Below are 26,223 nucleotides of genomic sequence, written 5' to 3' on the forward strand. Positions count from 1 at the left end.
AGGGAACAAACGCCCTCGCCACGGTTTTGCCCTCAGTTTTTATCCAGGTCCACGTTCCGGGTTTCCCGCAGGCAAATCATGCCCACCACCAGGCTCACCCCGGTGATCATCACCGGGTACCACAGCCCGTAGAAAATGTCCCCGGTGTAGACCACCAGGGCAAACGACACGGTGGGCAGGAAACCGCCGAACCAGCCGTTGCCGATGTGGTAGGGCAGGGACATGGAGGTGTAGCGGATCCGAGTGGGAAACAGTTCGACCATCAGCGCCGCCAGTGGGCCGTAGCACATGGCTGAAATGATGATCAGCGCCACGATCAGTGCCACGATCATCGGCCGGTTGATCTGCTGGGCATCGGCCTGTTGTGGGTAGCCCGCCAGGGTCACCGCGCCGCGCAGGGCGGCTTCGTCGTAGCCTTCAAGCTTCACATCACCGACGCTGACCTGCACATCACTGCCGGCCGGCGCCGCGACACTGCTGTAGGGCAGGCCTTGCTTGACCAGGAAGGTCTTGACCTTGTCGCATGGGCTATCGAAACGGGCCTTGCCCACCGGGTCGAACTGGAAGGTGCACGTGGCCGGATCGGCGATCACGGTGATCGGCGCCTGACGGCTCGCCAGGTCAATGGCCGGGTTGGCGTAGTGGGCCAGTGTCTTGAAGATCGGAAAGTACAACGCCGTCGCCAGCAACAGGCCAATCATCAGTACCGGTTTGCGCCCGACCTTGTCCGACAGCCAGCCAAAAAAGATGAAGAACGGTGCGCCGATGACCACGCTAACGATCAGCAGGCTGTTGGCCAGGGCCGGATCCATCTTCAGGAACTGGGTGAGGAAAAACAGCACATAGAACTGCGCGGCATAGAAGGTCACCGCTTGCCCGGCGTTGATGCTGAACAGCGCGATCAGCACCACCTTGAGATTTTCCCACTTACCAAAGGATTCGCGGATCGGCGCCTTGCAGCACTTGCCTTCTTCTTTCATTTTCAAGAAGGACGGCGATTCATGCAGGCTCAGGCGGATCCAGGTGGAGATGCCCAGCAACACGATCGACAGCAGAAACGGAATGCGCCAGCCCCAGACTTCGAACTGATCGCCCGTGAAATAACGACAGCCCAGTACCACCAGCAGCGAAAGCAGCAGCCCGAGGGTGGCGGTGGACTGAATCCAGCTGGTGTGGAAACCGCGCTTGCCCATCGGCGCGTGTTCGGCGACGTAGGTGGCAGCACCGCCGTACTCACCGCCCAAGGCCAGGCCCTGGAGCATGCGCAGCACCACGAGGATGATGGGCGCGGCAATGCCGATGCTGGCGTAGTTGGGCAACAGGCCGACGCAGAACGTCGCCAGGCCCATGAGTACGATGGTGGCCAGGAAGGTGTATTTGCGTCCGATCATGTCTCCCAGCCGTCCGAATACCAGTGCGCCGAAAGGCCGCACGATAAAGCCGGCGGCGAATGCCATCAGGGCGAAGATGAATGCCGTGGTGTCGTTGACCCCGGCAAAGAACTGCTTGCTGATCACCGCCGCCAGGGCGCCATAGAGGAAAAAGTCATACCACTCGAACACCGTCCCCAAGGACGAGGCGAAGATGACTTTCTGGGTTTCCTGGCTGGTGCCGGCGCTGCGCGTGGCTTCCAGGGACTGAACATGTTCAGACATTTGGGTATCCCTCACAGTGATTGTTTTTGTTGTTCCACTGTCGACGCCGGTACAGCGTCTCCTGTTTTGCTGCATACCTTGAATTCAAAGGGTTCTCCTTGTGGGAGCGAGCCTGCTCGCGAAAGCGGTATGCCGGTCGACATCATCGTGAGCTGATACACCGCCTTCGCGAGCAGGCTCGCTCCCACAGGGGGATTCTGTTGTTCTTCAGACCGTGGCAGGTTCCTTTTGGGGCGTGGTGCTGCGGATGTCCGCCTCGAGGATCATCTGCGCCGCCTTCTCGGCAATCATCAGCGTGGGCGAGCAGGTGTTGCCCGAGGTGATGCGCGGCATGATCGAGGCGTCGGCGATGCGCAGGCCGTTGATGCCGTGAACCCGCAGTTGCGCATCCACCACCGCGTCGCGGTCCAGGCCCATGCGGCAGGTGCCCACCGGGTGGAAAATCGTCGTGCCTATACGGGCGGCGGCCTGGTGCAGTTCTTCCTCGGTTTGCAGGCTTGGTCCCGGCAGGTATTCCACCGGCTTGAAGGCGCTCAACGCCGGGGCGGCGACGATGCGTCGGGTCAGGCGGATGGCGTCGGCGGCGACCCGCAAGTCTTCGGGATGGCTCAGGTAGTTGGGCTGGATCAGCGGCGCCTCGTGCGGGTTGGCTGAGCGAATGTCCACCCGGCCACGGCTTTGCGGACGCAGGTCACAGACCGACGCAGTGAACGCCGGGAAACTGTGCAGTGGTTCGCCAAAGCGTTCCAGCGACAAGGGCTGCACGTGGTATTCGAGGTTGGCCGAGGTCTGTTCCGGCCCCGAGCGGGCGAACGCGCCGAGTTGGCTGGGGGCCATGGACAGCGGGCCGCTGCGATCATAGAGGTAGCGCAGCCCCATGCCCATCTTGCCCCATAAAGTGCCGGCGATCTGGTTCAGGGTACGGGCGTTTTCCAACTGGTAGATCAGCCGCAGTTGCAGGTGGTCCTGCAAGTTGCCGCCCACGCCGGGCAGCTCATGAACCACGCCAATGCCCAGGCGTTGCAACAGGTTGCGCGGACCGATTCCCGAGCGCTGCAAAATACCCGGCGAGCCGACGGCGCCGGCGCACAGCACGATTTCCTTGCGCGCCTTGAACGTCATGCCTTTGCCTTGCCAACGGGCGCTGACGGCGTGGGCCCGGTTGTCACGCAACAGCACGCGGTCGACTTCGATATCGGTCATTACCGTGAGGTTGGGGCGCTGACGAACCGGTTTGAGGAAGGCCTTGGCCGCGTTCCAGCGCACCCCGGCTTTCTGGTTGACCTGGAAATAGCCGCAGCCTTCGTTGTCGCCGCCGTTGAAGTCGTCCACGCTGGGGATACCGCTCTGCTCGGCGGCGGTGCGAAACGCATCGAGAATCGGCCATGACAGGCGCTGGCGTTCGACCCGCCATTCCCCGGCGGCGCCATGGAGCTCGGAGTCTCCGGCAAAGTGGTTTTCGCTCTGTCTGAACAACGGCAGCACGTCTTTCCAGGCCCAGCCAGGGTTGCCCTCGGCGGCCCAGCTGTCGTAATCCGCGGCCTGGCCGCGCATGTAGATCATGCCGTTGATGGAGGAGCAGCCACCCAGCACCTTGCCCCGTGGGTAACTCAGTGCGCGCCCTTGCAAACCCGCTTGCGCCTCGGTCTTGAAGCACCAGTCGGTGCGCGGGTTGCCGATGCAGAACAGGTAGCCGACCGGGATGTGAATCCACGGATAGTTGTCGCGCCCGCCCGCTTCAAGCAACAACACCCGGTGCTGCGCGTTGGCGCTAAGCCGGTTGGCCAGCAGGCATCCGGCAGGGCCGGCGCCCACGATCACGTAATCGTATTCATCGACGACAGATTGCATTCGCGACCTCATTTTTGTTCTTGTGGGATGCATCCTAGTTGTTAGGTTTCGTCAAAAGAATGTTAGTTTTTGCGCAACCACTGTGCGTTTTTAAACAGTCCTGCCTTCAGGCGTGTTCAAGGATGGCCCATGTTCGACTGGAATGACCTGCGCTACTTTCTGGAACTGCAACGCAGCGGCCGTTTGCTCACGGCCGCACGACGCCTGAACACCACCCATGCCACTGTGGCCCGGCACATCGAAGCCATCGAGAAAAGCCTGGGCACTGCGTTGTTTGTCCAGCATGCCCAGGGTTATGAACTGACCCCCGCGGGCGAATCGTTGCTCAAGCACGCCGAAGCCATGGAAAACGTGGCGCTACTGGCTCAGGAGGACATCACCCAGTCCAGCGCGCCCTTGGGCAAGATCCGCGTGGGGGTGACGGAAGGGCTGGGCATCATGTTTTTAGCCAGCCGCATGGAGGGTCTATTCCAGCGCTATCCGGGACTGGAGGTGGAGTTGGTGGCGGTGCCGCGTTTTGTCAGCATCCTCAACCGCGAAGTGGAAATCAGCATTCACCTCGAACGCCCGGTGGCCGACCTGCTGGTGACCCGCAAGCTCACCGACTACAGTCTGGCGCTCTACGCCAGCCAGGCCTACCTGGACCGCTCGCCACCGTTGCGCAGTCGCGAAGACCTGGCCCGCCATGCCTGGATCGGGTATGTCGACGACCTGCTGTTCAGCCAGGAACTGATGTTTCTCAACAGCTTTTGCCGCAACCCTCGGGTGGTGTTCCACAGCACCAGTGTCATCGCCCAGCAACAGGCTGCACGCTCGGGATTGGGGATTGCCGTACTGCCTTGCTACATGGCCAGCAGCGACCCGGCCCTGGTCCCCTTACTGCCCGATGAAACCCTCCGCCGCAGCTACTGGATCAGCACCCGTCGCGAACTGCACAAATCCGTGCGTCTGCGGGTGCTCTGGGATTATGTGGTGCAGTTGTGCGAGCGCGAGCAGGGGCTGCTGCTGCCCTGATCGCCAATGTCCCTGGCCATCGATCATCCAGCGCTGGCCGCCCAAGTCCCCTTTTATGGCCCCCAATGACCTCAAGCCAACGCGCGGGCGTGCCTTAGTGTGAGTCTGTCTGACCCAACACAATAAAGGCGTGCTCATTGCGCCACCAAGAGGGGCCCCATGTCGGTACCAACGTCTTCAGCCTGGACTCACGCCGCGGCGATTCTTTCGCTTGGCGTATTGCTCGCCGGTTGCGGCGAAGAGGCCAAAACGAGCCCGCCCAGGGCCTTAACGAGTGTGCCCGCCGACGGAGCGCTGGCACAAATCTACGACAGCAGTTGCAAGCTCTGCCACGCCAACCCCGGCGCCGGAGCGCCCCTGACCGGCGACGCCAACGCCTGGGCGCCGCGAGTGGCCCAGGGCAGCGACACCCTGCTTGATCACACGATCAACGGCTACAACGGCATGCCGCCGATGGGGCTGTGCATGCACTGTTCCGAAGAGCAGTTCCTGGCCCTGATCGGCTTCATGTCCGGCCAGCCATTGCAATGACCAACAGGGGAACGACGGCATGACCATGGACTATTCACGGCGCCAGTGGCTGCAACGGGCCGCCGCTGTCGCGGCCTTCACGGCGCTGGGCAGCCAGGGCGCCCTGGCCGAGTTGATGCGCGCCCCGCGACTGATTCCGTGGCGCAATTGGTCCGGTGCGCAAAGTTGCCTGCCGGGAGCGCGTCTGGCTCCCAAGAATCTGGATGAACTGGTGCAAATCGTGGCCCGCGCCGAAGGGCGGATTCGTCCGGTGGGTTCAGGCCATTCCTTCAGCGCCCTGGTGCCCACGGACGGGACTTTGCTGTCGCTGAGTTTTTTCAGCGGTCTGCTGGATCACGATGTCGCCAGCCTGCAGGCTGAGTTCGGTGGCGGCACGCCCATGTCGCGCATGGGCCCAGCGCTCAAGGCCATCGGTCAGGCGCTACCGAACATGGCCGACGTGGATTACCAGACCCTGGCCGGGGCCATCGCCACCTCGACCCACGGCACCGGCAAGGCATTCGGTTCGTATTCGGCGCAGGTGGTCGGGCTGCAACTGGTGACGGCCGGCGGCGAGGTGCTTGATTGCGATGCCAACCGCCATCCCGAAGTGTTCAAGGCCGGGCGGGTGTCACTGGGTGCGCTGGGGCTGGTGACCCGTGTGCGTTTGCAGAACCGTCCTGCTTATCGGCTGCGCGAGCGCCAGTGGGTGGCGAAAACCGAAGAGTTGCTCGAGGACCTGGACACCAACACTCGGGACAACCAGCATTGGGAAATGCAGGTGGTCACCCATTCCGACTATGCGTTGTCGATTGCCTTGAACGAAACCACCGATCCGGCCACTGCACCGGTGAGCCCCGAGGAGGAGGGTGGCAACGAATTCGTCACCCTGATCGAAAAGCTCGACAAGTATGGCAGCGACTTTCCGACGATCCGGCGCACGTTGCTCAACAGCCTGCGACTGGTGGCCGACTTCGAGGATCGGGTTGGCGATTCCCACGACATCTACGCCAATGCGCGCACCGTGCGCTTCAACGAGATGGAATATTCGGTGCCAGCTGAACACGGTCCGGCGTGCCTGCGGGAAATCCTCAAACTGATCCGCGACAAAGACCTGCGCACCTGGTTTCCCATCGAATACCGCTACGTGAAGGCCGACGACATCGCCCTGAGCATGTTCGAAGGCCGCGACAGTTGTTCGATCTCCGTGCACCAGCATTACCAGATGGACCATCACAATTTCTTCGCCGCCATCGAGCCGGTCTTCTGGAAATACCAGGGGCGCCCGCATTGGGGAAAACTGCATTCCTTGAACGCCAGGACGCTCCAGGCGCTCTACCCACGCTGGAATGAGTTTGCCCAGGTGCGCCAGGCCCTGGACCCTGGCGGAAAATTCCTCAACGGGCATCTTTCAACAATTCTGGGAGCGAGCTGATGGGTTTCAATCGTCGAGGGTTCCTGGCTGGGACGGTGGGCGCCGGACTGTTGCTGGCCGGCGTCGGTGCCTGGCTGCGACCGCGGGACCAGGGCGGGCCGTACAGCGATTATTTCCGCCAGTTGAACCGGGAACTCAAGGCCCACGGTCCCATGCGACCGGTGATGCTGATTGACCTGGACCGACTCGATCACAACATCGACGTGGTAATGGCCTCGGTCCGGCGCGCCGGCAAACAGCTGCGCTTGGTGGAGAAGTCCCTGCCATCGCCGGGGCTGTTGAACTACATTGGCCAGCGAGCCGAGACTCGACGGTTGATGTCGTTCCACCAACCGTTTCTCAACCACGATGCGTTGCAGTTTCCCACGGCTGATATTTTGCTGGGCAAACCTCTCCCAGTGCGCAGCGCCGCGTTGTTCTATGAGCTTCACAAAGGACCCTTCGATCCGTCACGCCAGTTGCAGTGGCTGCTGGACACACCTGAACGGCTTGAGCAATACCGGGCCCTGGCCCAGGGGCTTGGTACTCGCTTGCGGATCAATATCGAACTGGATGTAGGCCTGCACCGGGGCGGAGTAGCCGACGATGCCACGCTGGAGGCGATGCTCAAGCTGATCCGGGCGAACCCGACGCACTTGGAATTTGCCGGGTTCATGGGCTACGACCCGTTCGTGGGCATGGGCGTGCCCGAGCTGCTGGCAACCCCTCAGGAGCTGCTGGCGCGGGTCATGGCGATCTACACCGCACGGGTGGATTTCGTGCGTCTGCGCTACCCCGACCTCTGGCATCCTGGCCTGACCCTCAACACCGCCGGCAGCCCCAGCTATCGCTTGCACGAACGGGAGAAACTGAGCAGTGAAGTCTCGGTGGGCACGGCCATGCTCAAACCCAGCCACTACGACCTGCCATCGTTGAGCGAGCACGTTCCGGCGGCCTACATCGCCACGCCTGTCTTGAAGCGCACCGGCCCGGTCAACATCCCCGCGCTGGACGACAAGTCGCGGATTTTTTCCTGGTGGGACGTGAACCAGCGCGGGACTTTTTTCATCTACGGCGGCAACTGGATGGCCAATCTCGAATCACCCTCAGGCTTGAAGCACAACGACCTCTACGGTCGCAGCTCCAATCAGGAAATGGTCAATGGTTCTGAAACGGTGGGGCTGGCGGTGGAGGACCAGGTGTTCCTACGACCGACCCAGAGCGAGTCGGTGCTGTTGCAGTTCGGTGATCTGCTGGCCGTGCGCGGAGGGCGGATAGTCGAGATGTGGCCGGTCTATAACTGACGACGGATCCTGTGGGAGCGAGCCTGCTCGCGATGACGGCGGTACATTCAGCATCAATGTAGGCCGATCCACCGCTATCGCGAGCAGGCTCGCTCCCACAAGGGATTGCTGGTGAGCCTGCCGGAACCGAATAGAGCGTTCACAACGCAAACGGAATACTGATCTTGGCCCAGAGCATTTCGCCTTCGGGGCGGTTCTCTACGTTGAACTCCTTGGCCCAGCGGATCTCGGCGCTGGCGTATTTGAGAAAGGTCAGGTGCAGCGCCGGACCGATGGCGAACACCTGGCCGCGCACGCCGTCATCCACGTCCTGACCGGCGAACTGCACGGTGCGGCCGTATTGTTTGTCGTCGGTGGTCTGCTTGAGGTAGTAACCGTTGAGCCCCAGCATCACGTTGTCCGTCAGCCGGTAACTGGCGGAATAATCGAAGTGGAAAATCTGCCCTGAGCGGTAGTCGGTGTCCTTGTTCTCGCGATTGAAACTGTAAGTGCTTTTCATCGACACCTCGGTGTTTTCCGTGGGCAACCAGGTGAAGGAAAACAGCGGCTTGTAGGTGTAGAAATTGGTGCTGGTGTTGGCCAGGCGGTCGGTGCTGTATTCGCCGGTCGGCACGGTGATTTCCAGTGCGGCGGCCAGGGTCAGGTTTTTGCCCATGTCCCACAGCACGATGGGCGAAATGGTGGTGTCGCCCATGCCTTCGCGAGTGTCCTGCAGGCCGAACACCGAGATTTCCTGTTTGATCCAGGGCTGGCCAACGTAGATACCCAGGCGTCCACCGGCCACCCGCAAAGGGCTCAGGTAATCGATCCGGGGGACCACCGCCGTGGATTCGATTTCGACATCCGGGACTTCGCCGCCCAACGAACTGATGTTGAATTTCCTGGCCTTGTAATGGTTGTAGTAGAGGTTGAACGCAAACATGTGGTCGGGAAGGTTGTCGACGTCCAGCGGCAACACGAAGAAACCGTCGGTGCCGGTGCCGATGTTATCGACTCCGGTTTCGGTGGCCAGGGCCGGCAGGGCACAGGCCAGGCCGAGGGTCAGTTGCAAGGCGAATGTCGTGCGGGTCGGGTTCATGCGGGGGCTCATTATTATTGTTGGAAATGCACCAAAGGTCCGAGCCATACAAATAAGCCGTTCGCCGCCGGTAGGGCAGGGTATTGGCGGCCACACAGGGGACATGGGCGGCCAGATTTTTGTGCCCCTCTATACGCTGGGTCATGCTAACGTTTATGAAACAACCGGTTACAAAAACGCCGCCTAACGTACCCCGGAACCCGCCCATGCAGATGAAAGTCATCGACCCGACCTATGAACTGGCGCTGGTGTCGCCGTTTCTTTTGCAAACCTTGGCCGACGTGGTGGCAGACCAGGGTTTCGATGCCGCCAGCCTGTGTCGCGGCCTTGGTTTCGGGCTCGACGATCTGCAGGATCCTGCCCAGCGGATTTCCTATCGCCAGGCCGTGGTCATGATCCAGCGGGCGCTCAAGCTGTTGCCTGATCGGGGCCTGGGCTTGTGGGTTGGCGATCGCAATGTATTGGGTACCCTGGGCCTGCTGGGCCACGTGTTGTCGCTGTGCGAAACCCTGCGCGATGTCTTTGCCCTGGGGATTCGGTATCAACACACCACCGGCGGTATCGCAGTCTCGAGTGTTGAAGAGGCCAGTGACCGGATCATGGTCGAGGCGACTTGCCGCCTGCCTTTTGCCGAGGTCCAGGTCTTTGCGGTCGAAGAGTTTTTCGCCAGCCTGATGGTGTACGGCAGGGCGTTGGCAGGGCCTGACTTCAGGCCCCAGGCCGTGGAGTTCATGCACGCTGCGCCGTCTTATGCCCAGGAATACCAAAGGGTCCTGGGGCCGGATGTGCGTTTCGGTTGTCGTCACAATCGCATGCTGATCGATGCCTGCTGGCTCGGCGTACGCCTGCCCAACCATCACCCGCTGGCCTTGCGTCAGGCCCTGGCCTTGCTGGAACAGGAGGCCACTGAGGTCCATCGCAAGATCGATCTGATCCAGGCGGTGGAGCGGGCGATTGCCCGGGACCTGACCCGTGGCAGCCACATCGAGAAAATCGCCAGCGACCTCAACATGAGCAGCCGCACCCTGCGCCGACGCTTGACCGAGCACAACCTGACCTTCGAAGCCTTGCTGGAACAGGTGCGTCGTGGCCGGACCCTGAACCTGCTGGCCAACCCCGACTGGTCCATCGAGCGCATCACCGAAGAGGTCGGCTACAGCGATGTGCGCAGTTTCCGCCGGGCGTTCCGGCGCTGGACCGGGATGAGCCCGAGCGCGTTTCGGACCGAGGGGTCGACACCGGCTTAGCCGGGACGGTCAATGGTCGGCTCCCTGTGGTTGACTGACTGGCGGTGCTTGTCAGAAAAAACCGACAAGAGTACAAATGTACTCCATGACGACTCTCACCCCCCGCCGTACCGCCATCCTGACCTTCATCCGCGAACGCATCGCCGAGCAGGGCCAGCCCCCCAGCCTCGCTGAAATCAGCGAGGCGTTCGGTTTCGCCTCCCGCAGCGTGGCGCGCAAGCATGTGCTGGCGTTGACCGAAGCCGGTTTCATCGAAGTCAATCCGCATCAGGCCCGGGGTATCCGCTTGCTGAACCAGCCGCCGCGTCCCGAGCTGCTGGACGTACCGGTGCTGGGGCGGGTGGCCGCCGGCCTGCCGATCGGTGCGGATGCCGAGGTCCACAGTCGCCTGATGCTCGAGCCGGCGATGTTCACCAAGGCGCCGGATTACCTGCTACGGGTCCAGGGGGACTCGATGATCGAGGATGGCATTCTCGACGGCGACCTGGTGGGCGTGCAGCGTACGCCCCAGGCCTCCAACGGCCAGATCGTCGTGGCGCGCCTGGACGGTGAAGTCACCATCAAGCGCTTCGAGCGAATCGGCGAGCGGATACGTTTGCTGCCGCGCAACCCGGCCTACCAGCCGATCATTGTCGAAGCCGACCAGGACCTGGCCATCGAAGGCGTGTTCTGTGGCTTGCTGAGGCAAGGCTGATGGGCGCTGTCGTTGCGCTGGACACGCTGTTCAACGGTGGCCAGGTCTGGAAGGGCCGGCCCGCGCCCCCGGCTGCCAGCCCGCAGCCCACCGGTCATGCGGCCCTGGACGCGGCGTTGCCCAGCGGTGGCTGGCCGGAAGCGGCGTTGACGGAACTGCTGGTCGCCGCGCCGGGCGTGGGCGAGTTGCAACTGGTCTGGCCAACCTTGGCGCGACTGACGGCGGCGGGGGAGCGGATCGTGCTGGTGGCGCCGCCATTCGTGCCCTATCCGCAGGCCTGGCAGAACGCTGGGGTGGACCTGCGCCAGTTGTCAGTGATCCGGGCCGATGAGCGCGATGCCTTGTGGGCCGCCGAACAATGCCTGCGTTCGGGCAGTTGTGGCGCGGTGCTGTGCTGGCCCCGCCAGGCTGATGATCGCGCCCTGCGCCGCTTGCAAGTGGCGGCGGAAACCGGCCAGACCCTGGCGTTCGCCTGGCGCTCGATTCAGGAAGCCATCAACCCCTCGCCGGCGGCCCTGCGCATCGCCATCGATGGCCGGCCAGGGCAATTGCGGGTGCTCAAGTGCCGGGGCGGGCTGGCCCGTTCGACGCCGATTGCCTTCGCCACGCTCAGCACACCGACCGAGCATTGAGGTTGCGATGCGCTGGGTCTGCATACTCTTCCCGCAACTGGCGCTGGACGCCGCGCTGCGTCAGCGTCCCGATCCCGACGAGCCCTTGGCGCTGTTGACCGGTCCGGCCCAGCGCCGGGTCCTGCAAGCGGTCAATGACCCGGCACGGGCCCTGGGTTTGCGCCCCGGCCAGACCATGACGGCCGCCCAGGCCCTGAGCAAAGGGTTTGCCACGGCCGAATACGATGCGGCGCAGATCGAACACTGGCAACAGTTCCTGGCGGCCTGGGCCTACCGTTTCAGCTCCCAGGTCAGCGTGCATTACCCGCGCACGGTGGTGTTCGAGATCGAGTCGAGCCTGGGCCTGTTCGGCCCCTGGCCGGTGTTCGAGAAGCGCCTGCGGGCCGAGCTGACGCAACTGGGATTCCGGCATCGCATTGTCGCCGCCCCCAACCCGGTGGCGGCGCGGGTGTTGGCCAATGCCTACGACGCCCTGGTGGTGCCCGATATTGAAACCCTGCAAGCCTGCCTGGGGCAGATGCCGGTGGAGCGTATCGGCCTGGAACCCGACGTCGCCACGGCACTGTCACGCATGGGGTTGCGCCAGTTGAGCCAGGTCCAGGCCTTGCCCCGACACACCCTGGCGCGGCGTTTTGAGGCCCAGGTGCTCAAGCATCTTGATGCGCTGACGGGCTGCCGCACCCTGGCGCTGTCGTTTTACCTGCCGCCGGACCGTTTCGATGTGCGCATCGAGCTCAATTACGACGTGCAATCCCACCAGGCGTTGTTGTTTCCGTTGCGCCGGTTGACCGGTGATCTCTCGGCTTTCCTGTGCGGTCGCGACAGCGGCGTGCAACGCTTTGACCTGCACCTGGAACACGCCGGGTTGCCGGACACGCTGATCAAGGTCGGCTTGCTCAGCGCCGAGCGGGATCCTGCGATGCTTTTCGAACTGGCCCGTGGTCGGCTGGAACAGGTGCAGGTCGAGGCACCGGTACGTGGCTTTCGTTTGTGTGCCGAAGACCTGCCCAGTTTCGTGCCCCAACGCCTGGAGCTGTTCGACGAGCGTCCTCAACAGTCCTTGCCTTGGGAGCAATTGCGCGAGCGGCTGCGGGCCCGGTTGGGGGACGACGCAGTGCAGGGCCTGGGGTTTCGCGATGACCATCGGCCTGAATGTGCCTGGCAGATGACCTCTCAGCGCCAGCCCCAGGCATGTCCGGTGCGCGAGGGCGTCCGGCGTCCCGGCTGGCTGCTGGACGAACCCCAGGCCTTGCAGGAGAGCCAGGCGCGAATCCTCATGGGCCCGGAGCGCATCGAGTCCGGCTGGTGGGACGGCGCCGACGTGCGCCGTGATTACTATCTGATCGAAACCCGCGCGGGCCAACGGGGCTGGGCCTATCGACCGGTGGGCGAGGGTGGCCCGCTGTGGCTGCAGGGCTGGTTCGCATGAACATCGAATATGTCGAGCTGCATTGCCTGTCGAACTTCAGTTTCCAGCGCGGTGCCTCCAGCGCCCTGGAGCTGTGCCGTCGTGCGCAACAACAAGGTTACAAGGCCCTGGCAATCACCGATGAGTGCACCCTGGCCGGGATTGTCCGAGCCTGGCAGGCTGCCAGGGAGCTGGACCTGCACTTGATCGTCGGCAGTGAGATCCAGATCGAGAACGGTCCGAAACTGGTGCTGTTGGTGGAGAATCTGCAAGGCTATCAAGCCTTGTGCCGGCTGATCACCCGCGCCCGCCGCCGCAGCGAGAAAGGTCGCTATCGCATCGTGCGAGAAGACTTCGACGAGCCCTTGCCGGGATTGCTGGTGTTGTGGGTGCCCGGTGACAACGATTTCGACGAGCAGGGGCGCTGGTTGCGGAAGATATTCGCCGAGCGCTTGTGGCTGTCGGTCCAGTTGCATTGCGGGCAGGACGACCGGCGTCGGCTGGCGGACTTGCTGGCGCTGGCCGAGCGTTTGGACCTTCCAGCCGTGGCCACGGGAGACGTGCACATGCATGTGCGCGGCCGGCGCGCCCTGCAGGACACCATGACCGCCATTCGACACCACGTCACGGTGGCCGAGGCCGGCCAGCGCCTGCACCCCAACGGCGAGCGCCACCTGCGCAGTCTCCCGGCCCTGGCCGAAATCTACCCGCGCGCCTTGCTCGACGAAACGTTGAACATCGCCCGGCGCTGTACGTTCGACCTTGGCCAACTGCGTTATCAATACCCCCGTGAACTGGTGCCTGAGGGGCATGATCCAGCGTCCTGGCTGCGGGAATTGACCGAACGCGGTATGCGCGAGCGATGGGCCAAGGGTGTGGAAGACAAAGTACGGGTACAAATCGATAAAGAACTGACTCTGATCGCCGATCTGGGCTACGACAGCTATTTCCTCACCGTACAGGACATCGTCAGCTTCGCCCGCAGCCGCAATATTCTTTGTCAGGGGCGTGGCTCAGCGGCCAACTCGGCGGTGTGCTACGCCTTGGGGATCACCGAAATCGACCCGAGCCAGACCAGCATGCTGTTCGAGCGATTCCTGTCCCGGGAGCGCAACGAACCGCCGGACATCGACGTCGATTTTGAACACGAGCGTCGTGAAGAAGTGCTGCAGTACGTGTTCCAGCGCTACGGCCGCCATCGTGCGGCATTGACGGCAGTGGTCAGCAGCTACCACGGTGCCGGCGCGGTGCGGGACGTCGCCAAGGCCTTGGGCTTGCCGCCGGATCAGGTCAACGCGCTGGCCGACTGTTGTGGGCGCTGGAGTGACGAGGCGCCGCCAGTGGATCGCCTGCGCGAAGGTGGCTTCGACCCGGACAGCCCGGTGTTGCGCCGGGTCCTGAGCCTGACCCAACAACTGATCGGTTTTCCCCGGCATCTGTCCCAGCACCCTGGCGGCTTCGTGATCTCCGAACAGCCTCTGGACACTCTGGTGCCGGTGGAGAACGCCGCTATGGCCGAGCGCACCATCATCCAGTGGGACAAGGACGACCTGGACGCGGTCGGGTTGCTCAAGGTGGATATCCTGGCCTTGGGCATGCTCAGCGCAATTCGTCGATGTTTTGATCTGATCGCGCAGTACCGCGGCCAGCACTACACCTTGGCGACGTTGCCCAAGGACGACGCGGCCACTTACGAGATGATCACCCGCGCCGACACCATTGGCGTGTTCCAGATCGAGTCGCGCGCACAGATGGCGATGTTGCCTCGGCTCAAACCCGAGTCCTTTTATGACCTGGTTATTGAAGTGGCCATCGTGCGACCGGGGCCGATCCAAGGCGGGATGGTGCACCCGTATCTGCGGCGTAAAAATAAGGAAGAAGCGGTGACTTACCCCTCCAAAGCGTTGGAAGAAGTGCTCAAGCGCACCTTGGGCGTGCCCCTGTTTCAGGAGCAGGTCATGCAGATCGCCATCGTTGCGGCGGATTACAGCCCCGGCGAAGCTGACCAGCTGCGTCGTTCCATGGCGGCCTGGAAACGTCACGGCGGCCTGGAACCGCATCGGGAACGCCTGGCGGCGGGGATGGCGAAAAACGGCTACACAGCCGAATTCGCCGCGCAGATCTTTGAACAGATCAAGGGCTTCGGCAATTACGGTTTTCCCGAGTCCCATGCCGCCAGCTTCGCCTTGCTGACCTACGCCAGCAGTTGGCTCAAATGCCATGAACCGGCGGCGTTCGCCTGTGCCCTGATCAACAGCTGGCCCATGGGGTTCTACAGCCCGGACCAGATTCTGCAGGATGCCCGCCGGCATCAGTTGCAGATCCGCCCGGTGGACGTGCGCGCCAGTGACTGGGATTGCAGCCTCGAACCCATGGAAGGCCGACAACCGGCGCTTCGCCTGGGTTTGCGCATGATCAAGGGCTTTCGCCAAGAGGATGCCCATCGTATCGAAGCGGCCCGCCGGCATCGGCCCTTCAGTGACGTGGCCGACCTTGGCGAGCGCGCGCAACTCGATGCCCGGGCCCAGGCGCAACTGGCCGACGCCGGTGCCTTGCGGGGCTTGGCCGGTGATCGTCATCGCGCTCGCTGGGAGGTGGCCGGGGTACAGAAACAGCTGGGCTTGTTCGCCGGTTTGCCCAGCCAGGAAGAACCGCCCGTGGACCTGCCAAAACCTACGGTGGGGGAGAATCTGTTCGCCGATTACGCCAGCGTCGGTACGACACTGGGCCCCCATCCACTGGCTTTGCTGCGCCCCGAACTGCGCGCCCGGCGCTGTCGCAGCTCGCGGGAGCTGCAGGATGTGGAGCATGGCCGCAACGTCAGCGTCGCCGGGCTGGTCACCGGCCGCCAACGGCCAGGTACGGCCAGCGGCGTGACTTTTGTCACCCTGGAGGATGAGTTTGGCAACCTCAACGTGGTGGTCTGGCGCGATCTGGCCGAGCGCCAACGCAAAGCGTTGGTGGGTTCGCAATTGCTCAGGGTCGACGGGCGTTGGGAAAGTGTCGGTGAGGTTCGTCACCTGATCGCCGGCCGCCTGAGCGACCTGACCGAGTTGCTGGCGGGTATCCAGGTGCATAGCCGCGATTTCCGCTGAACCCGGCTGCCACACAGCAAGCATGTCGCCAGCCCGGACAGGTTTGCATCATGACCTGCCCATGAAACCAAACGCCAGCGCAGCGCTCGAAGCTCTGAGCACAAGGGACTTGTGGTATGCCGATTCCCTGCTGGCATTTTCGAGGTTCAGAATCGACTCATGCAGTTCTTATCCCAGAATCATGGATGCCCCGGTTGGGGCGGTGAAATGGCCGGGCGTATCCGGTCGTTCGATTGGAGCCAGACCGAACTGGGTGCCATCGAGCACTGGTCCGCCAGTCTGCGCAGCGCAGTCCAGGTGCTGCTGGCGTCGCCTTTGCCGATGGTCATGTTGTGGGGCCGTCAGGGCTTCATGATCTACAACGATGCTTATGCCGAGTTCGCCGGCGGGCGCCATCCGTACCTGCTGGGCTGCGCGGTAGAGTTGGGCTGGCCGGAAGTGGCCGAATTCAATCGTCACGTACTGGATGTCTGCCTGGCCGGTGGCACCTTGTCCTATCGCAGCAAAGAGCTGGTACTGCTACGCAATGGCAAGCCTGAAGATGTCTGGATGGACCTTTATTACAGCCCGGTGCCCGACGATGATCAGTCTCCGGGCGGCGTTTTGGCGATCGTCGTGGAAACCACCGAGCTTGTGCTGACCGAGCGTGCCCGCCAGGAGGCCGAACGCAGCTACCGCGCCGTCAACGAGCGCATTCAGTTGGCCCTCTCGGCCGGGCCACTGCTGGGGTCGTTTGTCTGGGATATCCAGAACGACACACTTTCCGGCGATGAGCGTTTTTCCCGCACGTTCAATTACCCGCCAGACACGCCTCTGGATGCACTGCCTGTCGAGATTGCCCGCCAGAACATCCACCCCGATGACCTGGAGGAGGTGAACCGGCGGGTCGAACTGACCTTGCGTACCGGAACCCCCTACAACGCTGAGTATCGGGTGCGTCGACTCGGCGGTGATTACCTGTGGGTGCTGGCCAGCGGCCGATGTGAATTCGATACGTTGGGCCGGCCGTTGCGTTTCCCCGGTGTGCTGATTGATATCAACGAACGCAAGGCGGCTGAAGCATCGCTGCTCAAGTTCACCCGTGATCTGGAGCAGCGTGTCGCCGAGGAAGTGCATGCGCGGTTGACGGCCGAAGAGCAGTTGCGCCAGTCGCAGAAACTCGAAGCCATTGGCGGACTCACCGGCGGTGTGGCTCATGACTTCAACAACTTGCTGCAGGTGATCGCCGGCAACCTGCACCTGTTGGCTCGCCACGAACCGCACAACGCCAATGTGCAGCGGCGGGTCAGTGCCTCCATCGAAGCGGTGGAACGGGGCGCCAAACTGTCCTCGCAATTGCTGGCGTTTGCCCGCCGCCAACCGTTGTCACCGGCGGTCTACAACCCACGACGAATCTTCGACGGTCTGGGCGAATTGTTGCAGCGGGCCTTGGGCGAAACCATCCAGATCGAAGTGACCTTGCCCGCCGAGCCCTGGTGCATCCACGTCGATCGCAATCAGCTTGAAAACGCTTTGCTGAACCTGGCGATCAATGCCCGCGATGCCATGTGTGGTGAGGGCACCATCGGCCTGATCGGCGAAAACATCGTGCTCGACGAATCGTCCTGCGCCGGTAAAGACATTCCGGCCGGTGACTATGTGCGCCTGTCGGTGATCGACCGCGGCGCGGGCATGCCACCCGATGTCCTGGACCATGTGTTCGAGCCGTTTTTCACCACCAAGACTGACGGCCAGGGCACCGGGCTTGGGTTGAGCATGGTGTTCGGGTTCGTCAAGCAAAGTGGCGGGCATATCGAGATTACCAGTGACGTGGGAGAGGGCACGCGAGCGCAGATGTATTTCCCCCGCAGTCGGCAACCTGAAACAGGTGAAGAGGCCCCTCACAGCCCGCTTCTGACCGGTGGGCAAGAGACGATTCTGGTGGTGGAGGATAACGAAGAGGTGCGCAGCGCGTCGGTGGAGCTGCTGGAACAGTCCGGTTATCGGACCCTCACGGCCGCCAATGGTGACGAGGCCATGAAACTGCTGCTGGAGGGTGTCGTGGTGGACCTGATCTTCACGGATGTGGTCATGCCCGGGCTGATCAAGAGTTCCGACCTGGCCGCTTGGGCTAAGGTGCAGTCACCACCGGTACCGGTGCTGTTTACCTCGGGCCACACCCGGGACATCATCTCCCGCAACCACCAGTTGAGCCCCGACACTCATTTGCTGAGCAAACCCTACGGCTCGGACGCGCTGACCCGGATGGTGGGAACCGTGTTGGGGCGCTGAGCGCGGCACCGTAAACAAATGGAACCGAAGCGGCCATGTCACCTTCAAATGACCATGACCGGTCATCAATCCGGCCTGTCATGAATGAGGTGCCTATGAACCAAGATCCTGCAAACACCCAGCAACAAGGCCAGACGCAGGCCCCGTCACCGCGCAATGATCCGGCGATCGATCCTCAGGTTTCCCCTGAGCCCGCTGGCACCCAGCCAGTCAGCCCGGCTGGGGCAGGCCAAGCCCAAAGCGCCGACAGCGAAGTCGATCAGAAGAATCACCACCAGGACAACGACAACACCTTCAGCCCTGGCTTCAAGCCTGACCCGGACCGCCCGGAATCCGGTGAGAGCACTGATGCCGATATCGACACCGATGGCGGCTAGCAGAGCCCAGGAAAAGCCCGACTCGATGGTCGGGCTTTTTCAGGTTTCAAGCTTTATTTGCTCGGATGGGCTGCCTGGAGTTTCTTGGCCATCTGCAGATGTTTTTCCAGGTCTGGAAGCATTTTCTGCGCGAACGCCTTCAGCTCGGTGTTGCCGGGCTTCTTGTCGTCAGTGACGGTCTCGGCTTCTTTCTTGAACAGGGCAATGGTTTCTTCGTGGGCCATCACCTGGTTGTTGGCGTAGGCCGCATCAAACGATTCCTCGCGCATATCGAGAATCTTGGCCTTGGCCTTTTTCACCAGCGTGGTTTCGTCCGGCACTTCGATATCGTGTTTTTTCGCCAGCGAGATCAACTCCTCGTTAGCTTTGGTGTGGTCGGAAATCATCATGTTGGCGAATTCCTTGACGTCCGCCGAACTGCTTTTTTCCAGGGCCAGTTTGCTGGTTTCGATTTCCGCGATACCACCGGCCGCCGCGTTGTCGACGAAGTCGCTGGAAGTCGCGGCCCAAGCCATTCCCATACTGGTGCTCAAGGCAACTGCCAGGCCGAGTTGACGCAGGTTGAATCCGTCCATAGGTAAGTCTCCACACAGGTTGTACAAGGGACTTGTGTCGTCCTGTTCAATGGAGAGCGGCGGGCGGACAAAGGTTTGATTGCAAAGCGGTGCGGTACGACGAACGGTCACCGCTGGTCGGATTGGCGGTCGACAGAACCCCGTCGGCGAGGCCATTCTGATAGTCGACGAGCGCCGTAGAAGGCGTTAGCCATCGTTCTACCAAAGGAGGTGTTCCATGCCGGTGATCCACGATTTGTGCCAGGATCTCAACTGCACAAAAGACGACATCCAGCAAAAGCGCAGCGAGAATCCCAGGCTCGACTCGTTACTTCTCAAGTATTCCCAAATAGATGCCGAAGTGGTCGACGCCGAGAAACCGTCCTCCGCGGCACTGTCCGATGTTGCCCTGAAGACGCTCAAGGAGAAACGTTTGCAGGTCAAGGACGAGATCGCGCAGTACTTGCAGGGATAGTCCTAGGGCCGGGCTGTCGGTGAGGAGCCCTCTGCTTGCAGGAGGGCTTTTTTCGGCAGACTCGTCAGGTCAGCGGGTCCCAGCGCTGGGACCAGTCGCTGCCGGTCGTGACGATCTGGCGCAGCACTTCGAACGCTTGCTGCAACGCCGCCGAATCCCGATCCCTGGAGTACACGAGGTAAGTCGGGTAGTTGAATTCCGGCGCCTTGGGCACCCGCTCCAGGATGCCGCTGTCCAGGTAGCTTTGCACCACTCGGGTCCGGAAGTAGCCGCTGCCGCCGTTCTCCAGGATGTACTGCAGGGCCAGGGGGCCGAGGTTGAAGGTCACAGCCGCCTTGGCCTTGTCCGGCAGCGCAGTGTCGTGCTGACGACGGAAGTCGGCACTCCAGTCGATGTACACGTAGGGCTCTGGACGGGTCGCCAGGCGCACCAGGATCAGTTTCTCTTCCAGCAACTGTTCCACTTGCAGCCTCGGCCAGTATTCGGGCTGATACACCACGGCGGCATCCAGCAGGCCCAGTTCCAGTTGTTGCAGCAGTTTTTCGCCATCGCGGATGTCCATGCGCAGGGCATGGCCGGGGATTTTATGGCGCAGTTCCTCGGCCCAGGCGAGCATCAAGGGGTTGCATAGACTGACCTCGCCACCGAGGTGCAAAACGTTGCGAAAGCCTTCGGGCAAGGGCAGGTCTCGGCGGGCCGCTTCCCAGGTCTGCACCAGTTGATTGGCATACACCACGAACGTTTCACCGTCGGCAGTCAGGCGCGCGCCGGCACGGTTGCGCACAAACAGCACGCAGCCAAGCTGGCTTTCAAGCTTCTGGACTCGCGCCGTGATAGCCGTCTGGGTGACGTGCAGCTTGTCGGCCGCGGCGGCGAGGCTGCCGTGGCGGACGATTTCCAGAAAGGTGCGGGCGAGGTCGATGTCCATGGTCAGGCCGATACGGGGAAAGCGGGGATTGTACGACACCTGTGAACTACCGCAGGGTCCTTTGCTGAATGTACCGGCGCTATCGCGAGCAGGCTCGCTCCCACAATTGCTCCGGGTGATGAGGATTGAGCGTCGCTCCAGATCCCCTGTGGGAGCGAGCCTGCTCGCGATAGCGATGGACCGGCCAGTGGAAATGCTCAAGTAAAAACACAAATCCCGCCACAGAGGCGGGATTCGTTTGCAGCCAGGGCGCCCGTAGAAAGGGCAAGCAGACTCAGGCCGGGAACAATTCGGACAGCTTCATCGACAGCATCATGTCGCCTTCGACGCGCAGCTTGCCGCCCATGAACGCTTGCATGCCGTCGGTATCGCCGCTGACGATGCCCTTGAGGGTTTCGCTGTCCATGATCAGCGTGCAGTTGGCGTTCTCATTTTCGCCTTCTTGCAGCTCACAGGTGCCATCCTTGACGATCAGGGCGTATTGCTTGTCTTCGTCGGTGATGTTGAAACCAAATACCAGGTCCAGGCCGGCAGCGGCGGCAGGGTTGAACTTGGCTTTCATGGCTTGTACGGCGTCGGCTACGGAGGTCATGGTTTCGATCCTTATTTGGGTTATACAGCAAGGGTCTACAGTGATCCGGACTCAGCGAAAGGTGATGAGGTCCGGGGCCTTCAGCAGTTGCAGGTGGGCATGACTGTTGAAGGAAGCCAGGGCCACCTCGCGGCCCCTGAATTTCAGGTGGTTGAGCGAGGTGTTGACGATTTGCCAGTTCAGTTCGAAGGCCTGCCGCGCAGGCATCTGGGTGATCAGGTGGAGCAGGGCGGTGATGGTCCCGCCGGAAGTGAACACGGCGATTTTCTGGGAATTGTCGGCTTGCTCCAGAATGCGCTGCAGGCCGGTCTGCACGCGTTCGACGAAACCCAACCAGCTTTCCAGTTCGGGCGGGTCGTACTGGCCGCTGAGCCAGCGCTCGATGATCAACGCGAAGATGCGCTGGAACTCGGCGCGGTTCTGTGCGGCATTGCGCAGGATGTACAGAGCTTCGGGTTCCTGGGGCAGCATGTCCGGCAACAGGGCGCGGATCACCGCGTCGGCGTCGAACTCATTGAACGCCGAATCGATCTCCAGCCCGGGAACCGGCAGCCCCGCGGCGGACATCTGGCCCAGCGCACCGGTGGCGGTATCCTGCTGACGACGCAGGTCGCCCGAGAGGCAGCGATCGAACACGACACCCAGTTCGGCCAGATGGCTGCCCAGCACTTGTGCCTGGCGTACACCGTTTGGCGAAAGGACATCGTAGTCGTCCGCACCAAAGGAGGCCTGGCCATGTCGAATCAGATAGATACTGCCCACGTCCGCGTCATCCCGGTACGTTGAAGGTTTGGCGAGGTTATGAGGATGGCGGTGAGCTGTCAATGAAAAAACATACGCTTGTTTGAAATGCCTGTTACAGCCTTGTCCAGCTGCGCTCCCGTTAAGGTAACCACAGGTTTCACGGCTGGTCGTGGCGCAGGCGCATGGGTATGCTGAACGTGTTGAGTGCCCGCCCTTGAGCGGCGTTTTGAATTTATTAGGAGCCATCGTGGAGTTTTTCATCGAATACGCCAGTTTCCTGGCCAAGACCGTGACGCTGGTGATCGCCATCCTGGTGGTGCTGGCCAGTTTTGCTGCCCTGCGCAGCAAGGGCCGGCGCAAGTCTGCCGGCCAGTTGCAGGTGAGCAAACTCAACGACTTCTACAAGGGACTGCGTGAGCGCCTGGAGCAGACGCTGCTGGATAAAGACCAGCTCAAGGCCCTGCGCAAGACCGAAGGCAAGGCTGAAAAGGCCGCCAAGAAACACAAGGACAAGCCGGCGGCCAAGCCTCGGGTATTCGTGCTGGATTTTGACGGTGACATCAAAGCCTCGGCCACCGAGAGCCTTCGTCATGAAATCACCGCGTTACTGACCCTGGCGACCCCGAAGGATGAAGTGGTGTTGCGCCTGGAAAGCGGTGGCGGCATGGTCCACAGCTACGGCCTGGCCTCCTCGCAACTGGCCCGGATCCGTCAGGCCGGCGTGCCGCTGACGGTGTGCATCGACAAGGTCGCGGCCAGCGGCGGCTACATGATGGCGTGCATCGGCGAGAAGATCATCAGCGCGCCTTTTGCCATTCTTGGCTCCATCGGCGTCGTGGCCCAGTTGCCAAACGTCAACCGTCTCCTGAAGAAGCACGACATCGATTTTGAAGTGCTGACGGCCGGTGAATACAAGCGCACGTTGACGGTGTTCGGCGAAAACACCGAGAAGGGTCGGGAGAAGTTCCAGGAAGACCTGGACATCACCCATGAGTTGTTCAAGAACTTCGTGTCCAACTACCGTCCGCAACTGGCCATTGATGAAGTGGCGACTGGCGAAGTCTGGCTGGGCGTCGCAGCACTGGACAAGCGCCTGGTGGACGAGCTGAAAACCAGCGATGAATACCTTGCCGAACGAGCCAAGAGTGCCGAGCTGTACCACTTACACTACGCCGAGCGCAAAAGTTTGCAGGAGCGTATTGGCATGGCGGCCAGCGGTTCGGTGGACCGGGTGCTGCTCAGTTGGTGGAGCCGCCTGACCCAGCAGCGGTTCTGGTAACGGCTAACCCTGTGGGAGCGAGCCTGCTCGCGATGACGGTGGCACATCCAGCATCACCTGCTCAGGCGAGCCGCTATCGCGAGCAGGCTCGCTCCCACATTGGGTTCAGGGTGGGCTGAAGATCAGGTTCCGCACCAATCATCCATCCATAAAAAAGCCCTGAACCGGAACACCCGGATCAGGGCTTTTTTGTATCAGGTTTCAGCGACGACGAAACAACGGCAACGGGTCGTCAGTGGCAGCCTGGTAGGTCACCGAGAAGTCCTTGAGGCTTTCGAGGGCTTCAAAGGGGTCCTTGTCGGCGCGCAAGGCAAAGGCGTCGAAACCGCAACGGCGCATGTAGAACAATTGGTCGCGCAGCACATCGCCAATCGCCCGCAATTCGCCCTTGAAGCCATAACGCTCACGCAGCAGGCGAGCGTTGGAGTAGCTGCGCCCGTCGGTGAAGGCCGGGAAGTTCAGGGCGATGACCTGGAACTGATTGGCGTCATCACCGATTTCCTCCGCCTCTTCGTCGGCGTCCAGCCACACACCCAGGCCGCCATCGCGGGCCTTGAGGGCGTGAGCATGATCGCGCCACAGGGCCAGGGGCACGATCAGGTCGTCGCAGTTGGAAATACCATCGAGGGTCGCGTCCTTGGGCAGCAGGTGCCAGGTTTCGTCGATAACCTCGTCGTTCTTAATTATTCGCTGCATAGACGCGTTCCTTGAAGAGGTCGATGCCGATACGTTGATAAGTGTCGATGAAACGCTCGTCTTCGGTACGTTGTTCGATGTAAACGTCGATCAGCTTCTCGATCACGTCAGGCATGTCGTCCTGGGCAAACGATGGGCCGAGGATCTTGCCCAGGCTGGCGTCGCGGCTACCGCTGCCGCCCAGGGAGACCTGGTAGAACTCCTCGCCTTTCTTGTCCACGCCCAGGATGCCGATGTGGCCGACGTGGTGGTGACCACAGGCGTTCATGCAACCGGAAATGTTCAGGTCCAGCTCGCCGATGTCGAACAGGTAGTCCAGGTCGTCGAAACGACGCTGGATCGACTCGGCGATAGGGATCGACTTGGCGTTGGCCAGGGAGCAGAAATCGCCGCCCGGGCAGCAGATTATGTCGGTCAGCAGGCCGATGTTCGGCGTGGCGAACCCTTGCTCGCGCAACTCGCCCCACAGGGTGAACAACTGGCTCTGTTCAACGTCCGCCAGGATGATGTTCTGTTCGTGGGAGGTGCGCAGTTGACCGAAGCTGTAGCGCTCAGCCAGGTCGGCCACGGCGTCCAGCTGCTTGTCGGTGATGTCGCCCGGCGCGACGCCGGTCGGCTTCAGGGACAGGGTCACCGCGACGTAGCCAGGCTTCTTGTGGGCCAGGGTGTTGCGGGTGCGCCAGCGGGCGAAGCCCGGATGTTCTTTGTCGAGCGCGGCCAGCTCGGCGTCCTGGTTGCTCAGGGCCTTATAGTCCGGGTCGACGAAATGCTTGGCTACGCGATGGACTTCGGCTTCGGTCAGGGTGGTCTGGCCGCCGCGCAGGTGAGCCATTTCGGCCTCGACCTTTTCGGCGAACACTTCTGGCGTAAGGGCCTTGACCAGGATCTTGATCCGCGCCTTGTACTTGTTGTCACGACGGCCGTAGCGGTTGTACACCCGCAGGATGGCGTCTAGGTAGCTCAGCAGGTCTTGCCATGGCAAGAACTCGTTGATGAACGCGCCGACCACCGGCGTACGGCCCAGGCCGCCGCCCACCAGCACACGGAAGCCCAGCTCGCCCGCGGCGTTGTAGACCGTCTCCAGGCCGATGTCGTGGACTTCAATGGCCGCACGGTCCGAGGTCGAGCCATTGATGGCGATCTTGAACTTGCGCGGCAGGTAGGCGAATTCCGGGTGGAAAGTGGTCCACTGGCGAACGATCTCGCACCAGGGGCGCGGGTCGATCAACTCATCGGCCGCGACACCGGCGAACTGGTCGGTGGTGACGTTGCGCAGGCAGTTGCCGCTGGTCTGGATCGCGTGCATCTGCACGGTGGCCAGTTCAGCCAGGATCTGGGGCACATCTTCCAGGGCCGGCCAGTTGTACTGGACGTTCTGGCGGGTACTGATGTGGGCATAGCCTTTGTCGTAGTCGCGGGCAATCTTGGCCAGCATGCGCACCTGACGCGAGGTCAGTTGGCCATAGGGCACCGCTACGCGCAGCATCGGGGCGAAGCGCTGGATATACAGGCCATTCTGCAAACGCAGAGGGCGGAATTCTTCTTCGCTCAGCTCGCCTGCCAGATAGCGTCGGGTCTGATCACGGAACTGCTTGACGCGGTCCTCGATGATCCGCTGATCGTACTCGTCATATACGTACATATAAGTCTCGTTCTCAGGCTTGGGCCGATCAGAAACAGCTGCGTGTTGGCTCGCTGGAATCGGATTCTGCCTCGGCAATTCTGCGCGCACGGCCGCGCACTCCTACAGGAGCCGGTGCAAGATACCTGTTTTGAGTTATGCGCAAAAGTGATGTTTGAGTATATGTAAAGAACCAAATCGACTAATGGGATTGATTATTGCCTAACCCACATTTGTCGTGCGGGCAATCATCGTCTTAACTGTGGTCGAGTCCCTATGCAATCACCTACAAAACCGACAAGAGGCGATGCAATGAGCAATCCGACCAAAGCAAGGAAAAGCGACAGTACTGTTGATGCCTGGGCCATTTTGTTCCTGATTATCCTGGTGGTGGGCACCGCGGTGTTCTGGGTCAGTCACCAATAGAGCGGTGGTGAAAAAACGGTGGGAGCGAGCCTGCTCGCGATAGCGGTGGTTCAGTCAATCATGAAGTGACTGACAAACCGCTATCGCGAGCAGGCTCGCTCCCACAGGGGGGGGATGTGTGTCGTAGACAGATTTACAACCCCGCCAGATGCACCACCAGCTTGACGATGCCAAACAGTGTCAGGGCGAAGATCACCGTGAAGGCGATGCCCAATACCACGAAGTGACTCGGCTTGCCGTGGGTGAAATCACGGGCGCGGTTCTTGCCGCTCTGCACGCCGAAGGCGGCAGCCAGCACACTGTGCACCATCTGCCACAGGGTCGGCGGCTTGTTGTCGATCGGATCGTCCATAAATCC

General features: G+C 61.8%; 23 protein-coding genes. 13 read left to right on the forward strand and 10 right to left on the reverse strand.

Annotation, left to right across the window (positions count from 1 at the left end):
* Positions 1–32: 32 nt before the first annotated feature.
* Together BW979_RS13690 and BW979_RS13695 are read right to left on the reverse strand one after the other, a co-directional pair.
* Entirely contained in the window at positions 33–1,655 is a 1,623-nt protein-coding gene (locus BW979_RS13690) for an MFS transporter (RefSeq protein ID WP_047227800.1), read from the reverse strand.
* A 207-nt stretch (positions 1,656–1,862) separates the two neighbouring features.
* A complete protein-coding gene (locus BW979_RS13695; protein ID WP_076384025.1) occupies positions 1,863–3,506 on the reverse strand; it encodes a GMC family oxidoreductase in 1,644 nt (547 codons plus the stop codon).
* A gap of 129 nt (positions 3,507–3,635) precedes the next feature.
* On the opposite strand from BW979_RS13695, the gene BW979_RS13700 reads away from it, so the two are divergent.
* The 4 genes from BW979_RS13700 (at position 3,636) to BW979_RS13715 (ending at position 7,748) form a co-directional block, all read left to right on the forward strand.
* Positions 3,636–4,520: a LysR family transcriptional regulator gene (locus tag BW979_RS13700; protein ID WP_047227802.1), complete on the forward strand. Its 885-nt coding sequence runs from the start codon at positions 3,636–3,638 to the stop codon at positions 4,518–4,520.
* 159 nt (positions 4,521–4,679) lie between these two features.
* On the forward strand, positions 4,680–5,051 hold the full coding sequence (locus tag BW979_RS13705) for a c-type cytochrome (RefSeq protein WP_047227803.1): 372 nt from the start codon (positions 4,680–4,682) through the stop codon (positions 5,049–5,051).
* Between the two features lie 115 nt (positions 5,052–5,166).
* Positions 5,167–6,465: a D-arabinono-1,4-lactone oxidase gene (locus BW979_RS13710; RefSeq protein ID WP_172833821.1), complete on the forward strand. Its 1,299-nt coding sequence runs from the start codon at positions 5,167–5,169 to the stop codon at positions 6,463–6,465.
* 74 nt (positions 6,466–6,539) lie between these two features.
* On the forward strand, positions 6,540–7,748 hold the full coding sequence (locus BW979_RS13715; protein WP_172833822.1) for a DSD1 family PLP-dependent enzyme: 1,209 nt from the start codon (positions 6,540–6,542) through the stop codon (positions 7,746–7,748).
* A gap of 139 nt (positions 7,749–7,887) precedes the next feature.
* Here BW979_RS13715 and BW979_RS13720 read toward each other — a convergent pair whose 3' ends face one another.
* A complete protein-coding gene (locus tag BW979_RS13720; RefSeq protein WP_047227806.1) occupies positions 7,888–8,826 on the reverse strand; it encodes a SphA family protein in 939 nt (312 codons plus the stop codon).
* A gap of 206 nt (positions 8,827–9,032) precedes the next feature.
* Here BW979_RS13720 and BW979_RS13725 point away from each other — a divergent pair, with 206 nt between their 5' ends.
* The 7 genes from BW979_RS13725 to BW979_RS13755 all read left to right on the forward strand — a co-directional run bounded on the left by BW979_RS13725 (position 9,033) and on the right by BW979_RS13755 (position 18,550).
* Positions 9,033–10,073 (forward strand): AraC family transcriptional regulator, encoded by a 1,041-nt coding sequence (locus BW979_RS13725; RefSeq protein WP_047227807.1) that lies wholly within the window; start codon positions 9,033–9,035, stop codon positions 10,071–10,073.
* Positions 10,074–10,149: 76 nt separating this feature from the next.
* Positions 10,150–10,767, forward strand: a complete 618-nt coding sequence (gene lexA / locus BW979_RS13730) for a transcriptional repressor LexA (RefSeq protein WP_076384028.1) — start codon at positions 10,150–10,152, stop codon at positions 10,765–10,767.
* Positions 10,767–11,399 (forward strand): translesion DNA synthesis-associated protein ImuA, encoded by a 633-nt coding sequence (gene imuA / locus BW979_RS13735; protein WP_047227809.1) that lies wholly within the window; start codon positions 10,767–10,769, stop codon positions 11,397–11,399. Before lexA ends, imuA begins: the two co-directional genes overlap by 1 nt.
* A gap of 7 nt (positions 11,400–11,406) precedes the next feature.
* A complete protein-coding gene (locus BW979_RS13740) occupies positions 11,407–12,828 on the forward strand; it encodes a Y-family DNA polymerase (RefSeq protein ID WP_076384029.1) in 1,422 nt (473 codons plus the stop codon).
* Positions 12,804–15,902 carry an error-prone DNA polymerase gene (locus BW979_RS13745; RefSeq protein WP_197685216.1) on the forward strand — a complete coding sequence of 1,033 codons (3,099 nt, stop codon included), beginning with the start codon at positions 12,804–12,806 and terminating at the stop codon, positions 15,900–15,902. Before BW979_RS13740 ends, BW979_RS13745 begins: the two co-directional genes overlap by 25 nt.
* Positions 15,903–16,061: 159 nt before the next feature.
* Positions 16,062–18,173 carry a hybrid sensor histidine kinase/response regulator gene (locus BW979_RS13750; RefSeq protein WP_076384031.1) on the forward strand — a complete coding sequence of 704 codons (2,112 nt, stop codon included), beginning with the start codon at positions 16,062–16,064 and terminating at the stop codon, positions 18,171–18,173.
* A 95-nt stretch (positions 18,174–18,268) separates the two neighbouring features.
* Positions 18,269–18,550: a hypothetical protein gene (locus tag BW979_RS13755; protein ID WP_076384032.1), complete on the forward strand. Its 282-nt coding sequence runs from the start codon at positions 18,269–18,271 to the stop codon at positions 18,548–18,550.
* 53 nt (positions 18,551–18,603) lie between these two features.
* Here BW979_RS13755 and BW979_RS13760 read toward each other — a convergent pair whose 3' ends face one another.
* Positions 18,604–19,125, reverse strand: a complete 522-nt coding sequence (locus tag BW979_RS13760; RefSeq protein ID WP_076384033.1) for a DUF4142 domain-containing protein — start codon at positions 19,123–19,125, stop codon at positions 18,604–18,606.
* Between the two features lie 217 nt (positions 19,126–19,342).
* On the opposite strand from BW979_RS13760, the gene BW979_RS13765 reads away from it, so the two are divergent.
* The gene (locus tag BW979_RS13765; RefSeq protein ID WP_047227816.1) at positions 19,343–19,579 is read left to right on the forward strand and encodes a YdcH family protein; all 237 of its coding nucleotides are present in this window, start codon (positions 19,343–19,345) and stop codon (positions 19,577–19,579) included.
* A gap of 64 nt (positions 19,580–19,643) precedes the next feature.
* Here BW979_RS13765 and BW979_RS13770 read toward each other — a convergent pair whose 3' ends face one another.
* From BW979_RS13770 to BW979_RS13780, 3 genes are all read right to left on the reverse strand, one after another.
* Complete coding sequence (locus BW979_RS13770; RefSeq protein ID WP_047227886.1) at positions 19,644–20,507, reverse strand: LysR family transcriptional regulator; 864 nt, start codon at positions 20,505–20,507, stop codon at positions 19,644–19,646.
* A 274-nt stretch (positions 20,508–20,781) separates the two neighbouring features.
* Positions 20,782–21,099, reverse strand: coding sequence for an SCP2 sterol-binding domain-containing protein (locus BW979_RS13775; protein WP_076384034.1), 318 nt, complete (start codon positions 21,097–21,099; stop codon positions 20,782–20,784).
* Positions 21,100–21,150: 51 nt separating this feature from the next.
* Complete coding sequence (locus BW979_RS13780; RefSeq protein WP_047227818.1) at positions 21,151–21,861, reverse strand: histidine phosphatase family protein; 711 nt, start codon at positions 21,859–21,861, stop codon at positions 21,151–21,153.
* Positions 21,862–22,090: 229 nt separating this feature from the next.
* On the opposite strand from BW979_RS13780, the gene sohB reads away from it, so the two are divergent.
* Positions 22,091–23,122, forward strand: coding sequence for a protease SohB (sohB, locus tag BW979_RS13785; RefSeq protein WP_047227819.1), 1,032 nt, complete (start codon positions 22,091–22,093; stop codon positions 23,120–23,122).
* A gap of 201 nt (positions 23,123–23,323) precedes the next feature.
* Here the strand turns inward: sohB and BW979_RS13790 are convergent, their stop codons facing one another.
* The 3 genes from BW979_RS13790 to BW979_RS13800 all read right to left on the reverse strand — a co-directional run bounded on the left by BW979_RS13790 (position 23,324) and on the right by BW979_RS13800 (position 26,217).
* The gene (locus tag BW979_RS13790; RefSeq protein ID WP_076384035.1) at positions 23,324–23,818 is read right to left on the reverse strand and encodes a DUF934 domain-containing protein; all 495 of its coding nucleotides are present in this window, start codon (positions 23,816–23,818) and stop codon (positions 23,324–23,326) included.
* On the reverse strand, positions 23,802–25,460 hold the full coding sequence (locus BW979_RS13795; RefSeq protein ID WP_047227821.1) for a nitrite/sulfite reductase: 1,659 nt from the start codon (positions 25,458–25,460) through the stop codon (positions 23,802–23,804). Before BW979_RS13795 ends, BW979_RS13790 begins: the two co-directional genes overlap by 17 nt.
* 538 nt (positions 25,461–25,998) lie before the next feature.
* A complete protein-coding gene (locus BW979_RS13800) occupies positions 25,999–26,217 on the reverse strand; it encodes a DUF2970 domain-containing protein (RefSeq protein WP_047227822.1) in 219 nt (72 codons plus the stop codon).
* Positions 26,218–26,223 lie beyond the last annotated feature (6 nt).

The organism is Pseudomonas sp. A214 (assembly GCF_900156295.1).
Classification (GTDB): domain Bacteria; phylum Pseudomonadota; class Gammaproteobacteria; order Pseudomonadales; family Pseudomonadaceae; genus Aquipseudomonas; species Aquipseudomonas rhizophila.

Coding starts and splice junctions, on each gene's coding strand:
- BW979_RS13760 (WP_076384033.1), bottom strand. CDS start 19,125: ATGGACGGATTCAACCTGCGTCAACTCGGCCTGGCAGTTGCCTTGAGC.
- BW979_RS13750 (WP_076384031.1), top strand. CDS start 16,062: ATGCAGTTCTTATCCCAGAATCATGGATGCCCCGGTTGGGGCGGTGAA.
- BW979_RS13740 (WP_076384029.1), top strand. CDS start 11,407: ATGCGCTGGGTCTGCATACTCTTCCCGCAACTGGCGCTGGACGCCGCG.
- imuA (WP_047227809.1), top strand. CDS start 10,767: ATGGGCGCTGTCGTTGCGCTGGACACGCTGTTCAACGGTGGCCAGGTC.
- BW979_RS13790 (WP_076384035.1), bottom strand. CDS start 23,818: ATGCAGCGAATAATTAAGAACGACGAGGTTATCGACGAAACCTGGCAC.
- BW979_RS13695 (WP_076384025.1), bottom strand. CDS start 3,506: ATGCAATCTGTCGTCGATGAATACGATTACGTGATCGTGGGCGCCGGC.
- BW979_RS13720 (WP_047227806.1), bottom strand. CDS start 8,826: ATGAACCCGACCCGCACGACATTCGCCTTGCAACTGACCCTCGGCCTG.
- BW979_RS13700 (WP_047227802.1), top strand. CDS start 3,636: ATGTTCGACTGGAATGACCTGCGCTACTTTCTGGAACTGCAACGCAGC.
- lexA (WP_076384028.1), top strand. CDS start 10,150: ATGTACTCCATGACGACTCTCACCCCCCGCCGTACCGCCATCCTGACC.
- BW979_RS13725 (WP_047227807.1), top strand. CDS start 9,033: ATGCAGATGAAAGTCATCGACCCGACCTATGAACTGGCGCTGGTGTCG.
- BW979_RS13800 (WP_047227822.1), bottom strand. CDS start 26,217: ATGGACGATCCGATCGACAACAAGCCGCCGACCCTGTGGCAGATGGTG.
- BW979_RS13795 (WP_047227821.1), bottom strand. CDS start 25,460: ATGTACGTATATGACGAGTACGATCAGCGGATCATCGAGGACCGCGTC.
- BW979_RS13770 (WP_047227886.1), bottom strand. CDS start 20,507: ATGGACATCGACCTCGCCCGCACCTTTCTGGAAATCGTCCGCCACGGC.
- BW979_RS13775 (WP_076384034.1), bottom strand. CDS start 21,099: ATGACCTCCGTAGCCGACGCCGTACAAGCCATGAAAGCCAAGTTCAAC.
- BW979_RS13705 (WP_047227803.1), top strand. CDS start 4,680: ATGTCGGTACCAACGTCTTCAGCCTGGACTCACGCCGCGGCGATTCTT.
- BW979_RS13690 (WP_047227800.1), bottom strand. CDS start 1,655: ATGTCTGAACATGTTCAGTCCCTGGAAGCCACGCGCAGCGCCGGCACC.
- BW979_RS13710 (WP_172833821.1), top strand. CDS start 5,167: ATGCGCGCCCCGCGACTGATTCCGTGGCGCAATTGGTCCGGTGCGCAA.
- BW979_RS13765 (WP_047227816.1), top strand. CDS start 19,343: ATGCCGGTGATCCACGATTTGTGCCAGGATCTCAACTGCACAAAAGAC.
- BW979_RS13755 (WP_076384032.1), top strand. CDS start 18,269: ATGAACCAAGATCCTGCAAACACCCAGCAACAAGGCCAGACGCAGGCC.